Annotated in this window: 22 protein-coding genes; 7 read left to right on the forward strand and 15 right to left on the reverse strand. The window is 73.4% G+C overall.

Annotated elements, in window-relative coordinates; all coding sequences use genetic code 11:
• Positions 1-79: 79 nt before the first annotated feature.
• The 7 genes from ACYU96_RS13770 to ACYU96_RS13800 all read right to left on the reverse strand — a co-directional run bounded on the left by ACYU96_RS13770 (position 80) and on the right by ACYU96_RS13800 (position 6,071).
• On the reverse strand, positions 80-493 hold the full coding sequence (locus tag ACYU96_RS13770) for a cytochrome c oxidase subunit 4 (RefSeq protein WP_460754314.1): 414 nt from the start codon (positions 491-493) through the stop codon (positions 80-82).
• Positions 490-2,304 carry an aa3-type cytochrome oxidase subunit I gene (gene ctaD, locus ACYU96_RS13775; RefSeq protein WP_460754316.1) on the reverse strand — a complete coding sequence of 605 codons (1,815 nt, stop codon included), beginning with the start codon at positions 2,302-2,304 and terminating at the stop codon, positions 490-492. Before ctaD ends, ACYU96_RS13770 begins: the two co-directional genes overlap by 4 nt.
• Positions 2,304-3,209, reverse strand: a complete 906-nt coding sequence (gene ctaC / locus ACYU96_RS13780) for an aa3-type cytochrome oxidase subunit II (RefSeq protein WP_460754318.1) — start codon at positions 3,207-3,209, stop codon at positions 2,304-2,306. Before ctaC ends, ctaD begins: the two co-directional genes overlap by 1 nt.
• Positions 3,210-3,404: 195 nt before the next feature.
• Positions 3,405-3,716: a sulfurtransferase TusA family protein gene (locus ACYU96_RS13785; RefSeq protein ID WP_460754321.1), complete on the reverse strand. Its 312-nt coding sequence runs from the start codon at positions 3,714-3,716 to the stop codon at positions 3,405-3,407.
• Complete coding sequence (locus ACYU96_RS13790) at positions 3,713-4,852, reverse strand: cysteine desulfurase family protein (protein WP_460754324.1); 1,140 nt, start codon at positions 4,850-4,852, stop codon at positions 3,713-3,715. The genes ACYU96_RS13785 and ACYU96_RS13790 overlap by 4 nt, the downstream gene beginning before the upstream one ends.
• Before the next feature lie 105 nt (positions 4,853-4,957).
• Positions 4,958-5,311, reverse strand: coding sequence for a HesB/IscA family protein (locus ACYU96_RS13795; protein WP_460754327.1), 354 nt, complete (start codon positions 5,309-5,311; stop codon positions 4,958-4,960).
• A gap of 184 nt (positions 5,312-5,495) precedes the next feature.
• Positions 5,496-6,071 (reverse strand): hypothetical protein, encoded by a 576-nt coding sequence (locus ACYU96_RS13800; RefSeq protein WP_460754329.1) that lies wholly within the window; start codon positions 6,069-6,071, stop codon positions 5,496-5,498.
• 125 nt (positions 6,072-6,196) lie between these two features.
• Here ACYU96_RS13800 and nadA point away from each other — a divergent pair, with 125 nt between their 5' ends.
• The 3 genes from nadA (at position 6,197) to ACYU96_RS13815 (ending at position 8,750) form a co-directional block, all read left to right on the forward strand.
• Complete coding sequence (gene nadA / locus ACYU96_RS13805) at positions 6,197-7,402, forward strand: quinolinate synthase NadA (protein WP_460754331.1); 1,206 nt, start codon at positions 6,197-6,199, stop codon at positions 7,400-7,402.
• 52 nt (positions 7,403-7,454) lie between these two features.
• Positions 7,455-8,108 carry a DJ-1/PfpI family protein gene (locus tag ACYU96_RS13810; RefSeq protein ID WP_460754334.1) on the forward strand — a complete coding sequence of 218 codons (654 nt, stop codon included), beginning with the start codon at positions 7,455-7,457 and terminating at the stop codon, positions 8,106-8,108.
• Positions 8,109-8,189: 81 nt separating this feature from the next.
• Positions 8,190-8,750 carry an acyl-CoA thioesterase gene (locus ACYU96_RS13815; protein WP_460754336.1) on the forward strand — a complete coding sequence of 187 codons (561 nt, stop codon included), beginning with the start codon at positions 8,190-8,192 and terminating at the stop codon, positions 8,748-8,750.
• 57 nt (positions 8,751-8,807) lie between these two features.
• Here ACYU96_RS13815 and ACYU96_RS13820 read toward each other — a convergent pair whose 3' ends face one another.
• Positions 8,808-10,199, reverse strand: a complete 1,392-nt coding sequence (locus tag ACYU96_RS13820; protein ID WP_460754339.1) for a M20/M25/M40 family metallo-hydrolase — start codon at positions 10,197-10,199, stop codon at positions 8,808-8,810.
• A gap of 79 nt (positions 10,200-10,278) precedes the next feature.
• Here ACYU96_RS13820 and ACYU96_RS13825 point away from each other — a divergent pair, with 79 nt between their 5' ends.
• The gene (locus tag ACYU96_RS13825) at positions 10,279-10,890 is read left to right on the forward strand and encodes a DUF3043 domain-containing protein (RefSeq protein WP_460754342.1); all 612 of its coding nucleotides are present in this window, start codon (positions 10,279-10,281) and stop codon (positions 10,888-10,890) included.
• A 131-nt stretch (positions 10,891-11,021) separates the two neighbouring features.
• Here ACYU96_RS13825 and ACYU96_RS13830 read toward each other — a convergent pair whose 3' ends face one another.
• Positions 11,022-12,035, reverse strand: coding sequence for an aldo/keto reductase family protein (locus ACYU96_RS13830; protein ID WP_460754344.1), 1,014 nt, complete (start codon positions 12,033-12,035; stop codon positions 11,022-11,024).
• Positions 12,036-12,154: 119 nt separating this feature from the next.
• Between ACYU96_RS13830 and ACYU96_RS13835 the strand changes: the two genes are divergently transcribed.
• Positions 12,155-13,210, forward strand: coding sequence for an LLM class flavin-dependent oxidoreductase (locus ACYU96_RS13835; RefSeq protein ID WP_460754347.1), 1,056 nt, complete (start codon positions 12,155-12,157; stop codon positions 13,208-13,210).
• Positions 13,211-13,489: 279 nt separating this feature from the next.
• On the opposite strand, the gene yczR is transcribed toward ACYU96_RS13835, so the two are convergent.
• The gene (gene yczR, locus ACYU96_RS13840; protein WP_460754350.1) at positions 13,490-14,980 is read right to left on the reverse strand and encodes a MocR-like transcription factor YczR; all 1,491 of its coding nucleotides are present in this window, start codon (positions 14,978-14,980) and stop codon (positions 13,490-13,492) included.
• Between the two features lie 61 nt (positions 14,981-15,041).
• Here yczR and yczE point away from each other — a divergent pair, with 61 nt between their 5' ends.
• Positions 15,042-15,707 (forward strand): membrane protein YczE, encoded by a 666-nt coding sequence (gene yczE / locus ACYU96_RS13845; RefSeq protein ID WP_460754354.1) that lies wholly within the window; start codon positions 15,042-15,044, stop codon positions 15,705-15,707.
• Here the strand turns inward: yczE and pdxR are convergent.
• Positions 15,634-17,394: a MocR-like pyridoxine biosynthesis transcription factor PdxR gene (pdxR, locus tag ACYU96_RS13850; RefSeq protein ID WP_460754356.1), complete on the reverse strand. Its 1,761-nt coding sequence runs from the start codon at positions 17,392-17,394 to the stop codon at positions 15,634-15,636. The genes yczE and pdxR overlap by 74 nt on opposite strands.
• Positions 17,395-17,486: 92 nt before the next feature.
• Here pdxR and ACYU96_RS13855 point away from each other — a divergent pair, with 92 nt between their 5' ends.
• Entirely contained in the window at positions 17,487-18,308 is an 822-nt protein-coding gene (locus tag ACYU96_RS13855) for a pyridoxamine 5'-phosphate oxidase family protein (RefSeq protein ID WP_460754359.1), read from the forward strand.
• A gap of 123 nt (positions 18,309-18,431) precedes the next feature.
• Here the strand turns inward: ACYU96_RS13855 and ACYU96_RS13860 are convergent, their stop codons facing one another.
• The 4 genes from ACYU96_RS13860 to ACYU96_RS13875 are packed head-to-tail and all read right to left on the reverse strand — an operon-like array spanning position 18,432 to position 20,576.
• Positions 18,432-18,650 carry a hypothetical protein gene (locus ACYU96_RS13860; protein WP_460754362.1) on the reverse strand — a complete coding sequence of 73 codons (219 nt, stop codon included), beginning with the start codon at positions 18,648-18,650 and terminating at the stop codon, positions 18,432-18,434.
• On the reverse strand, positions 18,647-19,747 hold the full coding sequence (locus ACYU96_RS13865) for a quinone-dependent dihydroorotate dehydrogenase (RefSeq protein WP_460754364.1): 1,101 nt from the start codon (positions 19,745-19,747) through the stop codon (positions 18,647-18,649). The genes ACYU96_RS13860 and ACYU96_RS13865 overlap by 4 nt, the downstream gene beginning before the upstream one ends.
• On the reverse strand, positions 19,744-20,244 hold the full coding sequence (locus ACYU96_RS13870; RefSeq protein ID WP_460754366.1) for a hypothetical protein: 501 nt from the start codon (positions 20,242-20,244) through the stop codon (positions 19,744-19,746). The genes ACYU96_RS13865 and ACYU96_RS13870 overlap by 4 nt, the downstream gene beginning before the upstream one ends.
• Positions 20,220-20,576, reverse strand: a complete 357-nt coding sequence (locus tag ACYU96_RS13875) for a hypothetical protein (RefSeq protein ID WP_460754369.1) — start codon at positions 20,574-20,576, stop codon at positions 20,220-20,222. The genes ACYU96_RS13870 and ACYU96_RS13875 overlap by 25 nt, the downstream gene beginning before the upstream one ends.
• Positions 20,577-20,609 lie beyond the last annotated feature (33 nt).

The raw sequence follows: 20,609 nt of genomic DNA on the forward strand, positions 1-20,609 counted from the left end.
GGCGCTGCGCGCCGGTACGGCGAGACCGCCGGGGCAGCAGGTCGGGCCTGCCGCCCCGGCGGTCTCGTGCCGGACGGGGTCAGTGCGCGTGCTGTCCGCGGGAGAACTCGAAGACCCAGCCCACCAGGGCGATGATCCCGAACGGGACCGCGATGCCGAGGACCCACCAGCCGACCGCCAGGCCGAGGAACGCGAGCGCCGCCGAGCCCGCGATGGCCAGCGGCCACCAGCTCCACGGGGCGTACACACCCTGGTCGCCGGCACCGTCGGCGATCTCGGCAGCCCGCTGGTCCTCCGGGCGCTCATCGATCCGCCGCGCGGTCAGCATCAGGTAGAAGCCGACCATGAAGACCATCGCGCCCACGAGGAGGATGCACAGCGTCCCGACGGGTTCCCAGCCCTCGGCCGTGTTGTACGTCCAGAACGCGTAGACGGCGGCGGCCAGGAGGAACAGCGGCGCTCCCGCGATGAACAGCCGGGTCTCGATCTTCACTTGCCGCTCTCCTCTTCGCCGTCCTCGACGATGACCGTCGTGCTCTGCTCGGGCTCGCCCGTCCCGGTCACCACGCGATCCTGCCCCTGGATGTCGGAACCGCGGCGGTCTGCCTCGCCGTAGATGTTCATCAGCAGGTCACGGTTGTACTCCGGGTGCTCCATCGCGGCGACCTCCGGGTGGTGCAGGTCGAACGCCGGCGACTCGCTGCGGATGCGGGGCAGCGACGTGAAGTTGTGGCGCGGCACCGGGCAGGACGTGGCCCACTCGAGCGACCGGCCGTAGCCCCACGGATCGTCGACGGTCACCCGCGGCGCGTGGCGCGCCGTCGTGTACACGTTCCAGAGGAACGGCAGGGTCGAGGCCGCCAGGATGAACGCACCGATCGTGGAGACCTGGTTGGCGATCGTGAAGCCCTCCTCCGGCATGTAGTCCGCGTAACGCCGCGGCATGCCCCACACGCCCAGCCAGTGCTGGATGAGGAACGTCAGGTGGAAGCCCAGGAAGAGCATCCAGAAGTGGAGCTTGCCCAGCCGTTCCGACAGCATCTTGCCGGTCATCTTGGGCCACCAGAAGTAGAAGCCCGCGAACATCGCGAAGACCACCGTGCCGAACACCACGTAGTGGAAGTGCGCGACCACGAAGTACGAGTCGGAGAGCGAGAAGTCCAGCGCCGGGCTCGACAGGATGATGCCGGTCAGGCCGCCGAAGAGGAACGTCACGAGGAACCCGATGCTCCAGAGCATCGGTGTCTCGAACGTCAGCTTCCCTCGCCACATCGTGCCGATCCAGTTGAAGAACTTCACGCCGGTCGGGATCGCGATGAGCATCGTCATGAACGCGAAGAACGGCAGCAGCACCGCGCCGGTCACGTACATGTGGTGCGCCCAGACCGTCACGGACAGCGCGGCGATCGCGATGGTCGCGTAGACCAGGCCCGTGTAGCCGAAGATCGGCTTGCGGGAGAACACCGGCAGGATCTCCGAGACGATGCCGAAGAACGGCAGCGCGATGATGTACACCTCGGGGTGCCCGAAGAACCAGAACAGGTGCTGCCACAGCAGCGCGCCGCCGTTCTCCGGGTTGAACACCTGCGCACCGAGCCGGCGGTCGGCGCCGAGCGCGAACAGCGCGGCGGCCAGCGGCGGGAACGCCATCAGCACCAGGAGGCTGGTGACCAGCGTGTTCCAGGTGAAGATCGGCATCCGGAACATCGTCATGCCGGGCGCGCGCATCGTGATGATCGTGGTGATGAAGTTGACCGCACCGAGGATGGTCCCGAACCCCGCGAGCGCGAGGCCGAAGACCCACAGGTCACCACCGAGCCCTGGACTGAACGTCGTCGACGACAACGGGGCGTAGGCGAACCAGCCGAACGAGGCGGCGCCCTGCGGCGTGAAGAACCCGGCCGAGGCGATGATGCCCCCGAACAGGAACAGCCAGTAGGCGAACATGTTCAGGCGCGGGAACGCGACGTCGGGCGCGCCGATCTGCAGCGGCATGATGACGTTGGCGAAGCCCGCGAACAGCGGGGTGGCGAACAGCAGCAGCATGATCGTGCCGTGCATGGTGAAGAGCTGGTTGTACTGCTCCTTGCTCTGCACCAGCTGGATCCCCGGCTCGAACAGCTCGGCGCGGATGACCAGCGCCATCAGGCCGCCGATGCAGAAGAACAGGAACGACGTGATCAGGTACATGTACCCGATCGTCTTGTGGTCGGTGGACGTGACCCACTTGACCACGACCTTGCCGAAGGACTGCCGGTCCTCGCGCAGACCGGGGACCACGTCCGCGTAGGTAGCGGTGGCCATCAGCTCTCAGCCTCCTCGGCGTCGACAGGACCCTGCTCGCGGACGAGGTCGAGACCGAGCTCGCCCTCCTGGCCCGCGTCGCGCAGCTCTTCCATGTGCGCGTCGAACTCCTCCTGGGAGACGACCTTGACGTTGAAGAGCATGCCCGAGTGGAACTCGCCGCAGAGCTCGGCGCACTTGCCGGCGTACGTTCCCTCGCGCTCAGGGGTCACCTGGTAGTAGTTGGTGTGGTACGGGATCATGTCCTCTTTGTAGAGGAACGCAGGGATCCAGAAGGAGTGGTTCACGTCCCGCGAGTCGAGCTGGAACTCGACCGTCCGGCCCACCGGCAGGTACAGGGTGGGGGCCTCGACGTCCGTACCCGGCTCGCCGTCGACCAGCATGTCCTCGGTGACGTTGCCCGGGTCGGCGACGTGCTCGCCGTACTCGTAGACGTCCTCGTCGAGGTAGTTGAAGTCCCAGCTCCACTGCTTGCCGATGACGCCGACGTGCACCTCGGGCTCGGCCTCGGGCTCGACGATCGACGTCATGACACGGTCGGTGTGCCAGAACAGCGCCAGGATCATGAGCGTCGGGACCACGGTGTACATGATCTCGAGCGGCATGTGGTACCGGGTCTGCACCGGGAGCTGGTGGTCGTCGCGGCGCTTGCGGTAGGCCGCGATGCACCAGAGCATCAGGCCCCAGGTGACCACCCCCACGAGGAGCGCCGCCAACCATGACCCCACCCACAGCTGGGTGATGTCGGCGGTCTGGTTCGTCACCTCCCCGTCTTCGTATCCGGGGAGGTAGCCGCGCTGGGCGGCTTCGCTGGCGCAGCCGGTGGCCAGCCCCGCGACGACGACGGCGAGTGCCGACGCACGCAGAGCGGCCCGCCTGGTGCGGGTCGAGGGCTTCGAGTGCAAGGGTGGCCTTTCACGTCTCGTCCGGCGGTGCGCACCGGCGCACGACCACGACGTGCACCCGGGCTCCACGCAGAACCATCTGATAGACGGCAGCCTAGCGCGCCGAGACTGTCCGCGATGACCGACGGGGCATCTGCGGGTGTGACGAGTCACGCACTCGGCCACCTGCACCCCCGCCGTTCGGACACAGATGCTTCACGTGTCAGAACGTCGCACCCGGACCGTCAGCGTCCACACTCCGTCGCCCACGGTCGAGGCGACCATCTCGTGACCGCGCATCCGCGCCCAGGCGGGCACGTCGTGCTGCGCGGCCGGGTCGGTGGCCAGCACGACGACCTCCGTCCCGTGCGGGAGGTCCTTGGCCAGCGCCGCCAGCCGGATCACCGGCAGCGGACAGCGCAGCCCCCGCGCGTCGAGGGTCGGCACGCCGCCGTCCGAGCACTCCGGACCGGTCCGGCCGTCCGCGCCGTCTCCGCCGTGCGGCACCGGGCGTCCCGCGCCGCTCACAGCCCCTGCACCCCCAGCGCGTCGCGCACCCGGCTCACGGCCGCGGGCAGGACCGCGAGGAAGCGTTCGACGTCGGCGGCGGACGTGCCCCGGTCCAGCGCGATCCGGACGTTGCCGTGCGTGAGCACGCCCATCGCCGCGAGGACGTGCGACGGCTCGAGCGTGCTCGCCGTGCAGGCCGAGCCGGAACCGACGGCGAAGCCCTGCCGGTCGAGCTCCGTGACCAGCGCCTCGCCGTCGACGTAGAGGAAGGAGAACGTGACGACGTGCGGGAGGCGGGCATCGGGATCACCGACCACCTCGACGTCGGGCACGCCGGCGACGGCCCCGCGGACCCGGTCGACCAGCTCCCGGCGGCGCGCGCCGGCCGCGGCGAGGTCCGCCTGCACCGCCTCCAGGGCGACGGCCGCCGCGAACGCGAGCGGCACGCTGACCCCGCCGGGCGCCCACGGCTCGGGATCCTCGGGACCGGTCTCGGGCAGCCGCACCCGGCCGCGCGTGGCCAGCACGCCCACTCCGGCCGGGCCGCCCCAGTCCGCCGGGTCCGCGGCGAGCAGGTCCCAGGACGCGGGGACGACGGCGTGCCCGAGGCTCGCCCCGGCATCGACCAGCAGGGGGACCCCGGCAGCGCGGGCGGCGTCGTGCACGAGCTCCACCGGCTGGAGGGTGCCCACCTCTCCGTTCGCGTGCTGGAGCGCCGCCAGCGCGACGCCGGGGCCGGCGAGCGCGGCGGAGAACGCGTCGGCGTCGACACGGCCGAGCCGGTCCACGGCGACCGTCTCACGCTCCCCCGCGGCGTCGGCGGCGTGCAGCACCGCCGCGCGCTCGGTCGCGCCGACGACGACCTGGTCCCCCGCACGACGACGGCCCGCCGCGCCTGCCGCGACCGCACGGTGCAGGGCCGCCGTGTGGCTGGGCGTGAACCGCACCTCCTCGGTGCGCGCCCCCAGCACGGCGGCGACCGCCTCGCGGGCGCCGTCGAGCAGGCGTGCGGCACGGCGCCCCTCGGCGTGCAGGCGGCGCGGGTCGGCCCAGCCGTCCTCCAGGGCCTGGTCGAGGGCCTGGCGCGCCAGCGGGTGCCAGGGCGCACGGCCCCCGTTGTCGAGGTGGACGCGGACGGGTGGTTCGCTCTCCATGCTCAGATCGTCCCATCACGCCGGGCAGGTGCGGAGGCACGCCCGGACACGACGACGGCGGTCGCCGGTCTCGCAAGGAGACCGGCGCCCGCCGTCGTCCGCGAGTCAGCCGAAGGAACCGCCGCACGCGCAGGAGCTGCCGGCGTTCGGGTTGTCGATCGTGAAGCCCTGCTTCTCGATGGTGTCCGCGAAGTCGATGGTGGCGCCCTCGAGGTAGGGGACGCTCATCTTGTCGACGACGACCTCGACGCCGCCGAAGTCACGCAGCGCGTCGGCCTCGAGCACGCGCTCGTCGAAGTACAGCTGGTAGATCAGGCCGGAACAGCCACCGGGCTGCACGGCCACACGGAGACGCAGGTCGTCGCGCCCCTCCTGCTCCAGCAGACTGCGGATCTTCTCGGCCGCGAAGTCGGTGAGGTTCACGCCGTGGGTGGCGATTTCGGAGGCGGTCTCGGTCATGTCTGCTCCAGCTCCTGCTCTGGCGCGCGTACGCGCAGCCTTGGCGGTCTTCTCGTGGGCTGGCAACACCGGCCCGCCGAGTTCTGTTCCCGATCCTACGCCCGGAGCCGCGAGGCCTCCGTGACGGCTGTCACGTCCGCGGCACGGGTCCACCGCAGGGTCCGGCGGCGGCGCGTCGCGGGCGTCACGCCCAGCCGGGCGTCCACGACCGTGCGACGCGGGCGACGTCGGCGCCGGAGATCTCGTGGGCGCCGCTGATCCCCGCCGACGCCAGCTCCCGCCGCGTCACCTCCACCCGCCCGGCGAGCGCCACGACCGGGACGGCGTGCGGCGCGGCGGCGGCCGCGGCCTCGGCGACGGGACCGGTCCGCAGGCTGCCGGCGTCGAGCACGGCGACGTGCGCGGCGACGACGTCGGCCGCTGCCACGATCCCGGCGAGCCTGGCGGCGGCCCCCGCGGGAAGGGCCGAGCGCGGGGCGGACGGGCCGGGCTGCTCGGGCGGCGGGACGCCGACCCCGAGACGGGCCCCGGCGACGACGACGGGCTCCGGACGGTCCGGCGCCCGGAGCCCGTCCGTCCCGGGAGAGCCTCCGGCCCCGCCAGCCGCGGACCGGGCGCCTGCGCCGTGCGGGCCTGCGGGCGCGGCCGGCGCGACACCGACACCGTGCGCCTCGGCGGTCGCCTCCGGCACCGCGCGGCGCCAGGCCTCGGCCAGCTCGTCCGCGCCGTCGCCCCCCTCGGCGATCACCACAACATGCATGCGCCGAGGCTACCCGCCCCGCTCCCGGCCCGGCCCCGCTGGGCCCGGCGGCGCGCGGGCCGGCACGCCGACCACATCGGGAACCGAGGGACTGGGGTGTGTGAGGGCTGTGTGATCATGGATTCGTGAGCACCCTCCTGGAGAACTTCTCCGAGCCTGCGGCGTCCCCGCTCCTGCTGCTGGGGCAGGGCCGGGACCTGAGCTCGGAGCGCGGAGTCGAGTGTCCGGGCGACCTGCCGGCACCGAGCGACCCCGATCTCGTCGAACGCGCCCGTGCGGCACGCGCGGCACTGGGCGAGAAGGCATTCGTCCTGGGTCACCACTACCAGCGGGACGAGGTCATCGACTTCGCCGACGTGACCGGTGACTCCTTCAAGCTCGCCCGCGAGGCGGCGGCCCGACCCGAGGCCGAGTACATCGTGTTCTGCGGCGTGCACTTCATGGCGGAGAGCGCGGACATCCTCACGTCGGACGCGCAGCAGGTCGTGCTGCCCGATCTGGCCGCGGGCTGCTCGATGGCCGACATGGCGGAGATCGGCCAGGTCGAGGAGGCCTGGGCGGTGCTGCAGGACCTGGGCGTCGCCGGGGACACCGTCCCGGTGACGTACATGAACTCCTCCGCGGCGATCAAGGCGTTCACCGGGCGGCACGGCGGGACGGTGTGCACGTCGTCGAACGCGGAGGTCGCGCTGCGCTGGGCGTTCGACCAGGTGGGCGGGACCACAGGGGTGGACGGGACCGGCAAGGTGCTGTTCCTCCCGGACCAGCACCTGGGCCGCAACACGGCGGTGCAGCAGCTCGGCCTGTCGCTGGAGGACTGCGTGGTCTTCGACCCGCGCAAGCCCGACGGCGGCCTCACGGCGCAGGAGCTCAGCGACGCGCGGATGATCCTGTGGCGAGGCCACTGCTCGGTGCACGGCCGGTTCTCGGCGCAGAACGTCACGGACGTCCGGGCGCAGGTGCCGGACGTGAACGTGCTGGTGCACCCGGAGTGCAAGAACGAGGTGGTCACGGCCGCCGACTACGTGGGCTCCACGGAGTACATCATCAAGAAGCTGGCAGCGGCCGAGCCGGGGTCCTCGTGGGCCGTGGGCACGGAGCTCAACCTGGTGCGCCGCGTGGCGCGGGCGCACCCTGACCTGCAGGTGCACTACCTCGACAAGACGGTGTGCTTCTGCTCGACGATGAACCGGATCGACCTGCCGCACCTGGTGTGGGCCATGGAGTCCCTGGCGGCCGGCCGCATGGTGAACCAGATCGTGGTCGACGCCGACGACGCGCACTGGGCGCGGGTCGCGCTCGACCAGATGCTGGCGCTGCCGGGGACCTGATCCGGGCCCACGACGACGAACCTCCGGCGACGACGAAGGAGTGCGGGGTGCGATGAGCAGCAACGGCGGGCTGCGGGTCGGGATCTTCCTGTTCGACGGCGCGGAGGAGCTCGACGTCGTCGGCCCCTTCGAGGTGCTGTCGGTCTGGGCGGACCACTCCGGCCTCCGGCCGACGGTGTCGACGTTCTCCTGGGACGGCAACGGCGTGCGGCTCGGCCGCGGGCTGCGCGTGGTCCCCTCGCACTCGGCGGACGACGTCGGGCCGCTGCACCTGCTGGTCTACCCCGGCGGCATCGGCACCCGGGAGCTGCTCGAACAGCCCCACCACCTGGACTGGCTGCGCGCGATGCGGGCACGGACCCCGGTGGTCGCCGGCGTCTGCACGGGCGCGCTCCCGCTGGCCGCGGCCGGGATGCTCGCCGGACGGGTCGCCACCACCCACCGGGACAGCTTCGACGAGCTGGTGGCGCTCGACCCGAGCGTCATGGTCGACACCGAGGCGCGTTTCGTGGACGACGGCGACATCATCACCTCCGCGGGCGTCGCCGCCGGGATCGACATGGCGCTGCACCTGGTCTCACGCCTGGAGACCCCCGCCGTCGCGCAGGCGGTGCGGCGCGTGATCCAGTACGAGGGTGCCGCCGAGCCCTGGTACGGCGGGACGCCCGGTCCGGGCGGGACGATCGGGTTCGCCGGCGAGGGCTGAGGCGGGACCGGCGGGTCGGCCGCCGCCACGGCCGGCGGCGAAGTATCTAGTACCGGCGGTGCTGTGTATAACCTCGTCCTCATGACTCGGATGCTGCAGCTCGCCTGGACCGGAATCTTCCCCCGGAAGCAGGTTCCCGGTCGCTCCCTCCTCGACCCGTCCGTCTACCCGATGCGAGTCCTGCCCCAGGACCTCGACCTGCTGATGCACGTCAACAACGGCTCGTACCTCCAGCTCATGGACGTGGCACGGTTCCGGCACATCGCCGAGACGGGCGCGGCCGCCGTGGGCCGGGAGAAGCAGTTCGGCGCCGTGGTGGCGGCGTCGACCATGAAGTACCGACGGTCGCTGAAGCTGTTCGACAGGTTCGAGCTCACCACGCGCGTGCTCGGCTGGGACGAGCGCTGCTTCTACATGGAGCAGGTGTTCACGCGGCGCGGGAAGCTCTGCGCACGGGGCATCGTCGCGACCCGCTTCCTGCACTCGCGCACGAGCGACCGCCTCGCGCCGCCGACGGTGGTCGCGCACCTCGCCGAGGCGCACGGCCTGGCCGAGCTGCCGCAGAGCCCGGCCCTGCCCGACGACGTCACCGAGTGGGCCCGCATCCTCGACGTGGCACCCCGCGAGCGCCTCGACGCCTGACGGTGCGGGCCCGCCCCACGATGCGGGCCCGCTCCAGGGTGCGAACACCGCCGCGGGTCAGAGGCCCGTCGCGACGTTGCTCAGGAGCAGGGACTCGGCCAGGATCACCTTCCGGAGCTCGCCCAGGTGGACGGACTCGTTCGCGCCGTGGGCCCGGGTGTCCGGGTCCTCGACGCCCGTGACCAGGATCGCGGCGTCGGGGAAGACCTCGAGCAGGTCCGCGATGAACGGGATCGACCCGCCGACGCCGATGTCCACCGGCTCGGTCCCCCACGCCGTCGCGAAGGCGTCGCGCGCCGCCCGCATCGCGGCCGAGTCGCCGGGTGCCAGGAACGGCTTGCCCGTCTCCCGCAGGGTCCAGGTCACCTTCGCGCCGAACGGCGCGTGCGCGGCGACGTGCGCCTCGAGCGCCCGGGCCGCGGCGTCGGGGTCCTGTCCCGGCGCGAGCCGCAGCGACACCTTGGCGCGCGCGCTCGGCGTGATGGTGTTCGAGGCCCTGTCGACCGGCGTCGCGTCGATGCCGAGGACGGCGAGCGCCGGCTTGCACCACAGCCGCCCGGCGATCGACCCCGTCCCGGCCAGCTCCGTGCCCGGCAGGAGCGACGAGTCCGCCCGGAAGTCCTCCTCGGCGTAGTCCACCGTCGGCTCGGGCGCGCTGACCAGACCCTCGACCGCCACGTTCCCCGCGTCGTCGTGGAAGGTGGCGACGATGCGGCTCAGCAGCGTCAGCGCGTCCAGCACCGGGCCGCCGAACATGCCGGAGTGCACGGCGTGCTCCAGGACCTCGACCTCGACGTACCCGTCGACCAGGCCGCGCAGCGACGTCGTCAGCGCCGGGACGCCGATCTTCCAGTTCATCGAGTCGGCCACGACGATCACGTCGGCCGCGAGCAGGTCCCGGTACTGCTCCAGGAACGCGCGGAACGACGGCGAGCCGTCCTCCTCCTCGCCCTCGACGAACACGGTGACGCCGCAGGCGAGGTCGCCGCCCAGGGTGCGCAGCGCGCCGAGGTGGGCGACGAGTCCCGCCTTGTCGTCCGCGGCGCCACGGCCGTACAGCCGCTCGCCGGTGAGCGTGGGCTCGAACGGGTCGGTGTCCCAGGTCGCGGAGTCGCCCGGGGGCTGCACGTCGTGGTGCGCGTACAGCAGGACCGTCGGCGCACCCTCGGGGGCCGGGCGGCGCGCCACGACGGCGGGAGCGCCGTCGGCACCGTCCGGCCTCGGCGCGCGGAGGATCTGCACGTCGGGCAGGCCGGCGTCGCGCAGGAGCGCCGCGACGGCGTCGGCCGACGCCGCCACGTGGGCCTGGTCGAACGCCGCGGCGGACACGCTCGGGATGCGCACGAGCGCCTCGAGGTCGGCCCGCAGCGCGGGGAACAGCTCGGCGACCCGCTCGCGCAGCGCTGTGGCGTCGGCGGGAGCGGTGGAGGAGGTGCTTGGTTCAGTCACGCGGCCCACGGTACCCGCGGCCCGCGCACGGCCGTCCGGCTGACAGCGGGCCGCCCGCGACAGCGACTAGGATTGACCGGTGTTCTCCCGAAGCAAGACTCCCGACTCCGACGTGCCCCCCGGCGACGACACCCCCGACAAGGTGGTCGAGCAGCCGGCTGCCGGCAAGGGGCGCGCCACGCCGAAGCGCAAGGAAGCAGAGGCCGCGAACAAGCGTCCGCTGGTCCCGGACGACCGCAAGGCGGCGCGCAAGGCCGGGCGGGAGAAGGACCGCAAGGCCCGGGACCTCTCGATGGCCGCCATGCAGAACCCGACGGACCCGAAGCTGGTGAAGCACCTGCCGCCCCGGGACCAGGGTCAGGTCAAGGGGTACGCGCGCCAGTACGTCGACGCGCGCTGGAACCTCGGCGAGTTCTTCCTGCCGGTCGCGATCGTCATGCTGCTGGGGTCGTTCCTGGCGAGCCAGCTCGCCGAGCTGACGATCGTGCTGTTCGTCGGGATGTACGGCTTCCTGTTCCTCACCATCGCCGACGCGGTGGTCATGTGGCGCGGCCTGAAGAAGCGCCTCCTGGCCAAGTTCGGCGAGGTCCCGGGCGGGACGATGATGTACGCGGTCTCACGCTCGTACCAGATCCGCCGCTCGCGCCTCCCCCGCGCGACCCACAAGAAGCACGGCCACTTCCCGGACTGACGAGCCCGTCCCGGGACGCCGCCGAGGCAGCACCTCCCGCCAGGGAGCCGCTGCCTCGGCGTTCTCGTTCTCGTCCCGCCGAGGCGGTGGCTCCCGGCAGGGACCCACCGCCTCAGCGGTGTCGGCACGGGTCAGGCGACCCGCTGCTGCGGCGCGCCGGCCGCCGTCCGGGACGGGTCGCGCTCGACGACGCCGCCGAGCACCTCGTCGATCTTCGCCATCAGCTCCGCGGGGATCTCCACCCCCGAGGCCTTGACGTTCTCCGCGACCTGCTCGGGCCGGGAGGCACCCACGAGCGCCGCCGCCACGTTGTCGTTCTGCAGCACCCACGCCACGGCGAGCTGTGCCATGGTCAGGCCCAGCTCGTCGGCGACCGGCCTGAGGTCCTGCACGGCGGTCAGGACGTCGTCGCGCATGAAGCGCTGGATCATCTTGGCGCCGCCCTTGTCGTCCGTGGCGCGCGTCCCGGCCGGGGGCTCCTGGCCCGGCAGGTACTTGCCGGTCAGCACGCCCTGCGCGATGGGTGACCAGACGATCTGCGACAGGCCGTTCTCCTTCGACGCCGGCACGACCTCGTCCTCGATGACCCGCCACAGCATGGAGTACTGCGGCTGGGACGAGATGAGCTGGAAGTTCAGCTCCTTCGCCAGCGCCGCGCCCGCGCGGATCTGGTCCGCCGTCCACTCCGAGACGCCGATGTACAGCGCCTTGCCCTGCCGGACGATGTCGGCGAACGCCTGCATCGTCTCCTCGAGCGGCGTCTCGGTGTCATACCGGTGGGCCTGGTAGAGGTCGACGTAGTCCGTCCCGAGACGCTTCAGCGACCCGTCGATGGACTCCATGACGTGCTTGCGCGACAGTCCCGTGTCGTTGGGGCCGCCCGGGCCCGTGGGCCAGTAGACCTTCGTGAAGATCTCGAGGGACTCGCGGCGCTCCCCCTGGAGCGCGTCACCGAGCACCTGCTCCGCCTTGGTGTTGGCATACACGTCGGCGGTGTCGAACGTGGTGATCCCGGCGTCGAGCGCGGCGCGCACGCACTGCGTGGCGACGTCGTTCTCCACCTGCGAACCGTGGGTGAGCCAGTTTCCGTACGTGATCTCGGTGATCTTGAGACCGCTGTTGCCGAGGTACCGGTAGTTGACCATGCCGACACCCTACGACAAGGTTCGAATCGAATCGACACGCGGTTCGCCCACGATCGGTACGCGGTTACCCACCCGGTGCGGAGGGAACAGGCGACGGCCCGCGAGGGTTGTCGCCGGAGATGAGCACGCACAGCAGCCCGCACCTGTCGGTCCTCGACCTGATCCCGGTGCGCACCGGCCAGACCAGCGCCCAGTCCCTCGCCGCCTCGCTCGACCTGGTCGCGCTCGCCGACCGGCTCGGCATGCGGCGCTACTGGTTCGCGGAGCACCACAACATGCACGGCGTCGCGGCCTCGTCCCCGCCCGTCATGATCGCGGCCGCGGCCGCCCGGACGGTGAACATCCGCGTGGGGTCGGGCGGCGTCATGCTGCCGAACCATGCGCCGCTCGTCGTCGCCGAGCAGTTCGCGGCGCTCGAGGCGCTCGCACCCGGCCGCGTCGACCTCGGCCTCGGCCGCGCGCCCGGCAGCGACCCGGTGGTGTCCTCGCTGCTGCGCTCCTCGGGGACGACGTCGGACGTGGAGCGGTTCCCGCAGCACGTGTCGGACATCATGGCGATGATGGGGCCCGACGGCGCCCAGATGCGCCTGACCACCGGGAACCTCTACCGGGTGCGGGCCACCCCGGCCGCCGTCGGCTCCCCCGACGTCTGGCTGCTCGGGTCGAGCGACTACTCGGCCCGGCTCGCCGCGGAGCTCGGCCTCCCCTACGTGTTCGCGAACCACTTCGCGGGCCAGGGCATGGACCGGATCGTGCGGCTGTACCGCGAGAGCTACCAGCCCAGCGAGGCGCACCCGGAGCCGCGCACCTTCCTCACCATCAACACGTCCGTCGCGGACACCGCCGACGAGGCGTACGAGCGCGCCCTCCCGCAGCTGCGCGCCTTCGCCCGGATGCGCACGGGCCGCGCGATGCGCTCGGTCGAGACCGTCGAGGAGGCCCTCGCCGACAACCCGGACGCCGTGATGACGCAGACGATCGAGTCCCTGGCCGAGCGCTGGCTCATCGGCGACGCGGACACGGCGGCTGCCGAGCTGCGCCGGCTCGCCGCAGCGCACGACGTCGACGAGGTGATGATCGTCCCGGTCGCCGGCTCTCGCGCGGATGAGCCCCTGACGCAGACCCCGGGCCGCGCCCGCACCCTGGAGCTCCTGACAAAGGCCCTGGCCCCCTGACCCCAGCCGCAGCCGGTCCACCAGACCACCCCCTCACTCCCTCACTCCCTCACTCCCTCACTCCCTCACTCCCTCACTCCCTCACTCCTGAGGATGGTTCAACAGGGTTTCGAATCCATTTACTCAGGGCTGAAAGGTCTGCGAGACCCTACTGAACCCACCTCAGCGGCGGGGTGGGTGGGTGGGCGAGATGGAGTGGGTGGGGTGGGCGAGACGGAGTGGGTGGGGTGGGTGAGACGGAGTGGGCGAGGTGGGGTGGGTGTGGGTGGGTGGAGCTGGTCAGTGGGGGCGGAGGCGGCGGTGGGCTCGGGTCAGGCGGGGGATGACCTCGTCCAGGACGTCCGGGGCGTGGGGGAACGTGAGCCGCACCCGGTCGCGGGAGGACCCGTCCGGCGTGAAGGTCGGCCCGGCGTTCAGGATGACGCCCTCCGCCGCCGCGGCCGCCGTGAAGGCGTGCGCCAGCGGCCCGCCGAGGCGCGGCCAGACGAACTGACCGCCGTCGGGGACGGGCACGTCCCACGGCAGCGCGTCGCGCAGCGCCGCCACCAGCGCGTCCCGGCGCCCGCGGAACCACGCGAGCCGCCCGGGCAGCACCTCGTCGCGCCGCGCGACCAGGTCCGCGGCGACGAGCTGCTCCATCACCGCGGTCGCGATGTCCGTGCTCTGCCGGGTCCGCACGAGCCGCGCGACGACGTCCGGGTGCGCCCGGATCCAGCCGACCCGCAGCCCGCCCCAGAACGTCTTGGACGTCGACCCCACCGTGATCAGGTGCGGCGACGTCCCGTCGCCGTCGAACGGCGGGTTCGCGTCCGGCGGGCCGGTCAGCGCCAGGTCCGTCAGCGTCTCGTCGGCGAGCACCGTCACCCCGGTCCGCTCGGCGAGCTCCCGCACCGCCACCCGCTCCGCGAGGGTCAGGGAGGTCCCGGTGGGGTTGTGGTGGTCGGGGATGAGGAACACCAGCCGCGCCCGCGTGCGGCGGACGGTCGACGCCAGCAGGTCCACGTCCAGGCCGGCGTACCCCGCGGGGACGCCGACGGTCCGCGCCCCGACCTCGCGCAGCGTGTCCAGCGCGTGGAAGTACGTCGGCGACTGCACGACGGCGGTCTCCCGCGGGCCGAGCACGGTCCGGACCACGAGAGAGATCGCGTTCTGCGCACCGGTCGTCACGAGCACCTGGTCCGGCGTCGTCGGCACGCCGCGTGCGCGGTACCGCGCGGCGACGGCCTCCCGCAGCGGCGCGATCCCGTACGGCGCGTACCCGCCGTGCGCCAGGTGCTCGGGCAGCGCGGCCAGGGCGCGCTCGAACGCGGGCCCGACCTCGGGCGCCGCCGGCGACGTCGCCTGGTTCAGCAGGATGGGGAGTCCGGCGCCGGACGACGCCCCGGCGCTGCCTCCCGAGCCCGGGCGCAGCCCCAACGGGTCGCCCGGCGTGGCGGCGGCGTCCGGCACGGCGACGTCGCCGCCCGCCGGGACGTCGGTGAAGCGCGGCAGCAGCGCGACGGTCCCGGAGCCCACCCGGCTCGTGGCGAAGCCGAGGTCGCGGAGCCGCCCGTACGCGCCCGCCGTCGTCGTCCGGGAGACGCCGAGCGCCGGGGCGAGCTCCCGCTCGGACGGCAGCCGTGTCAGCGGCGCGATCGTTCCCGCCAGGATCGCCGCGCGCAGCCCGTCCGCGAGCGCCGCGTAGGCGGGGCCGCCCGCGTGCCAGGTGCCGAGCAGCCGGGCGGTGGCCGCCGGGGAGAGCTGGCGGTGCGCGGCCGGAGCGGTAGTCATGGGTCCACTGTCCCGGAATTGGCTATGGCCGACAAGTCCAATGTGGGTGAGGCTGGGTCGCATGACTGAACGAACCACCGCCGTCGGGCGGCCGCGCGCCACGGGCCCGGGCGTCCCGCCCGTCTTCGGCCCCGTCCGGCGCGCCGTACAGCTCGTCCTGGGGCTGCTGCTGTTCACCTTCTCGATGGCGATGATCATCCACTCCGGCCAGGGCAACACCCCGTGGGACGTGCTGCACGAAGGGCTCGTGCGAGTCACCGGGCTGTCGTTCGGCGGGGTGGTGCTGGTCTCGAGCCTGGCGGTCTTCGGCTGCTGGATCCCGTTGCGGCAGAAGCCCGGGATCGGGACGGTCGCGAACATCGTGATCATCTCGGCGACGATCGACCCGTTCCTGGCGGTGATGGACCGGCTGCTGCCCGATCCCAGCCTGCTCACCGCCGTGCCGCTGGCGCTGGCGGGGATCGTGCTGAACGGCGTCGCGACGGCCGCCTACATCGGGGTGCGGCTCGGCCCGGGCCCGCGCGACGGCCTGATGACGGGGATCGTGGGGCGCACCGGGTGGCCTGTCTGGCGGATCCGGACGGGGATCGAGACGCTCGTCGTGCTGAGCGGGGTCCTGCTCGGCGGGACGTTCGGCTGGTCGACGGTCGTGTTCACGCTGGCGATCGGTCCCGTGGTGCAGTGGTCCTCCTGGAGGTGGCTGGCGCCGCGCGGGCTGGTGGGGTGATCGCGGGGGCCGCCGCCCATGCCGTCACCTCCTCGCGGATGATCTCCAGCGCCGGCCGGAGGGCCGCGGCCGGGACGGCGCCGTAGCCGAGCACGACGCCGCTGAGCGCCGGGCCCGGGCCCCGGCCCGGAACCAGGTAGCCACGAAGGTTCGCGAGCCGGACCCCGCGGGCGGCGATCCGGTCCACGAGCACCTGCCCCCGGTCCTCGCCGCGTGCCGGGTCGCCCTCCTCCGGGTCGCCCTCCTCCGGGCCGTCCTCCCGCGGATGCCCCTCCTGCGGGCCGCGCTCCCGCCGGTCGCCCTCCGTGGGCTCCCCCTCCCCCGGGCCGGTCAGCTCCAGCACCGCGTGGAGTCCCCCCGCGAGGGCCCGGAGCCGCACGCCCTCGATGCCGGCGAGCGCCTCGGCGACCATGCTCCGCTTGTGTCGGTAGTCCCGGCGGCAGCGGGCGACGTGCCGCCGCAGCGCACCCGTCGCCATGAGGTGTGCCAGGGCGTGCTGGAGCACCGTGGCGACGGCCGGGCCGCGCGCCCCGCGGGCCCGGCGGATCCCGCCGCTGTGCGGTCCGCCGTCCGGGAGCACCAGGTATCCGCAGCGCAGGTGAGGGTCGAACACCTTGGAGAAGGTCCCCACGTGGACGACGGCGCCCCCGGCGTCCATCGCGGCCAGCGGCGGCAGGGGCGCGCCGCGGTGCCGGAACTCGGAGTCGTAGTCGTCCTCGATCACCAGGACGCCCTCCGCCGCCGCCCAGGCGCACAGCTCCTGCCGGTGCGCGACGGGCATGACACCGCCCATCGGGTACTGGTGGCTGGGCGTGACCATGACCGCGTCCAGCCGCCGTCGCGCGTGGGCGGCCCGGAGCGCGTCGAGCCGCAGACCGTCGTCGTCCACGGGGATCGGCACGAGCTCGCCGCCGGCCGAGGCGAGCGCGGACCGCCCGGCGCCATACCCTGGGTTCTCGACGCCGACGCGCGGACCCCGCCCGCCCGCCGCCGGGCGCGACGCGTCGGCCAGCAGCGACAACGCCTCGGCGGTGCCCGAGGTGATCAGGACCCGCCCGGCGTCGGGCGCGAGGCCGCGACCCAGCGCGAGGTGTGCGGCGACCTGCGAGCGCAGGTCGGACAGGCCCGCCGGGTCGGGGAACGTGTCGGTCAGCGGGACCGACGCCGCGTACCGGAGCGCGGCGCGCCAGTCCTTCCGGGACACGGCGGTCGCACGCGGCAGCCCGGGCGTGAGGTCCACGAGGTGCGACGACGGAACGGGCGGTCTCGTCGCACCGCCAGAAGCCGCACCGCCAGGGACCGCACCGCCAGAAGCCGCACCACGGCGGGTCGCACCGCCCGGAGCCGCACCGTCAGCGGCAGCACCGGAGGCAGCACCGCTCCGCGCCGCACGGCAACCCGCGGCACCGCTCCGCGGCGACGCCGGGTCGCGAGGCGCAGCCGGTCGGGGCGCGAGGGTCGCGGCCACGCGCGACACGGCGCCGTGCCGGGTGTGGAGGTACCCCTCACCGTCGAGCTGCTCGTAGGCGGCCACGACGGTGCCGCGCGACACCCCGAGCTCGGCCGCCAGCGCGCGGGTGGACGGCAGGGGGTCGCCCTCGGCGAGACGCCCGTCGTGGATCATCTCCCGCAGGAGCGCGGCGGTGCCGGCCGTCTTGCCCGGTCCCGGCAGGCGGTGCGGCGGCATGGAGGTCTCCTGGCCGGATGCGTAACTGGTCCGGTCGATCATCGCAGAACTGGACCTCTGACCGGACCAGACCGCTCCGTAGCGTCCGGGGCATGACGCACACGAACCCAGGCCGACCGGCAGCAGCGGCCGGCGACGACGTGCCGGGCCCCGGCACGGCCGACCGGCGCACGACGTCCCCGTCCCCGTCCCCGGACACCGAGCCGGCGCCGTCCCTGGCCGTGCGCCGTCAGCGCGAGCGGCAGGACCACGATCCGGCCGCGCTGCGCGAGATCCTGGCCGACGGGACGTTCGCGCACGTCGCCGTGGTGCGCGACGGGCTGCCCGTCGTGCTGCCGTTCCTGTACGCCGTGGGTGACCTGGGGCGCGGGCCCGACCTGCTGCTGCACGGGTCGACGGGCGGCGGGCTGTTCCTCGACGCCGGGGACGACGGCGTGCCGGTGTCGGTCGCGGTCACGCACCTGGACGGGCTGGTGTACGCGCGGTCGCTGTTCGACAGCTCGGCGAACTACCGCAGCGCGATGATCTTCGGCCGGGCGACACCGGTGCCCGGCGAGCTGCGGCCGGAGGCCCTGCGGATCGTGGGCGACCACCTCATGCCCGAGCGCCGGACCGAGATCCGGGACCCGACCCGCCGGGAGGAGGCGGCCACGCACGTGCTGCGCGTCCCGCTGGACCGCACGAGCGTGAAGATCCGGTTCGCCGGCACGAACGAGGCGCCGGACGACGGCGAGGACCACGGGGTGTGGTCGGGCGTCCTCCCGGTGGCGCTCCGGCCGGACGAACCGGTCCGGGACCGGTCCACGACCGAGGGGACCCCGGTCCCGCGGTCGGTCGGGAAGCTGGCGGACCGGCTGCACGCCGCCGCCGACGCGCGCCGCGCGAGCCTCGCGCGCGCCATGGCCGACGGCTGATAGCACCAGGTCCGTCGCGTCACGTCACCGGTCGGGCCGGACCGCCCCGGCCCACCGAGACCGTGTCCCGGTCGGGCCGGGGCGGGCACGGGTGGAGCGGGACGTGGCTCACCGGGGGGCGGCTCACGGGACGCGCAGGGCGATCGCCGGCGCGGACTCGCGGCCGTCGTGGTGGAGGGTCGCCGACGTCGCCCCCCTGTCCGCCAGGGAGCGCCAGTGCTCGCCGAGCCACTGCTCGGCGTCGAACTGGTTGGTGAAGACCGGGGTGACGGACTCCGGGAGGCGGGCGCCCTCGTCGTCGTGCAGCGCCCACTCCCAGCGGGGCCGGATCGGCGTGTTCACTCCTGCCTCCCGCTCGCGGCGGAGCCGGCGGAACGGGTCAGGGCGCGGTTGATCCGCGACGCCCAGAGCGGCCCCTCGTAGACGAACGACGTGTACCCCTGCGTCAGGTCGGCGCCGGCGTGCAGGTAGGCACGGACGTCGTCGGCCGACGTGATGCCGCCGACGCCGATGATGACCGGCCCCTGTCCGAGGCGCTTGCGCAGGCGCGTGACGACGTCGACGCCGCGGGCCCGCAGGATCGGGCCGGACAGGCCGCCCGGGCCGCGGTCGTGGCCGATGGTCGTGTTCACCGCGACGATGCCGTCGAGCCCGAGCTCGACGGCCAGGTCCGCGACGGCCTCGACGTCCTCGTCCGCCAGGTCGGGGGCGATCTTGACGAGCAGCGGGACCCGGCGCCGTCCGGCGGACCCGCGGGCCGACGTGGCGGTGGTGGCCTCGTCGGCGGCCTCGCGCACGGCCGTCAGGATGGGGCGCAGGGACTCGGTGGCCTGGAGGTCGCGCAGCCCGGGGGTGTTCGGGGAGGAGACGTTCACCACGAGGTAGTCGGCCCAGGGGGCGAGCAGGCGCGCGGAGTGCGCGTAGTCCTCGGCGGCCAGGCCGGGCTGGGTGCGCTTGGTCTTGCCGATGTTCGCGCCGACGACGGTCGCGCGGCCGGCCTTCGTGGCCCGCAGGGCACGGAGCCGCTCGGCGGCCACGGCGGCGCCGTCGTTGTTGAAGCCCATACGGTTGCGCACGCCGCGCAGGTCGAGCTCACGCCACAGGCGCGGACGGTCGTTGCCCGGCTGCGCGTGGGCGGTGACGGTGCCGATCTCGACGAAGCCGAAGCCGAGCGCGGTCAGGCCGCGGATCGCGCGGGCGTTCTTGTCGAAGCCGCCCGCCAGGCCGAACGGCGCGGGCACCGTACGCCCGAACACGCGCACGCTGCCGGGCCCGCCGGTGCCGCGGCCCAGGTAGGGCGCCAGCGCGCCCTGGACGACGTCGGCCAGCAGCGGCACCTTGCCGAGGGTCTCGATCGCCCGGAACGCCAGCTCGTGGGCCCGCTCAGGGTCCATCCGCCTGAAGACGGCGTTGAAGAGCGACGAGTAGGGAAAGCTCATGCCGTGGTCTCCTCCGTTTCGCCCGGCCGGCCGAGGCCCGGGACCTCGTGCGCTGCCGGCCCACGCGTGCGCCACAACCACCACAGGCCGACGAACGGCAGGACGAGTGGGACATAACCGTACCCCTGTCCGTACAGGCTCCACACCGTGGACTCCCCGAAGACGTCCGGGTTCGCGAGCGACGCCGAGCCGACGACGAGCACGCCGACCGCCTCGATCCCGACCGCGCCCCAGGCTGTCCACCGCCAGGCGGGCCGCGACCCGAGCGCGAGCGCCACGGTCGCCAGCACGTAGACGAGGGCGGCGAGCGCCGACAGCGAGTAGGCGACGGGAGCCTCGGACAGCTTGGTGGCGAACTCGTACGACGAGCGTCCCAGCGCGGCGAACGCGAGGATCCCGTAGACGGTCACGAGCACCCGCCCGAACCCGGCGCCGGTGGAGCGGGACGCGCGCGCACCCCCGGCCTGCCGGCTCACGCGGCCGTCCAGATCTGCCACAGCCGGTAGTCGAGGAACGCGACGGTCAGCGCCGCCACCAGCAGCACCACCGACGACCACTTGGTCCGCTCCGCGAACGCCCACGCGGCGGCGACGGGCAGGATCACGAGGGACGTGGCCATGTACCCCCAGAACAGCAGGGGGTCCGACGGCGCGTGGGCGGCGCTGCGGATCGCCGCGGTGATGGCCTGCGCGATGAGCACGCCCTCCACGATCGCCCCGCCCCAGAGCTGGTTGAGGATCACCGCACGGTCCCTGATCACGAACCAGGCGGCCCACCCGCCGAGCGCCACACAGAGCGCGACCAGCAGGATCAGTAGGGGTAGCAGCACGTGGAGCAGACTACCGGCGCGGTGGGGCCCGGT

The sequence above is a fragment of the Myceligenerans cantabricum genome (assembly GCF_054777735.1).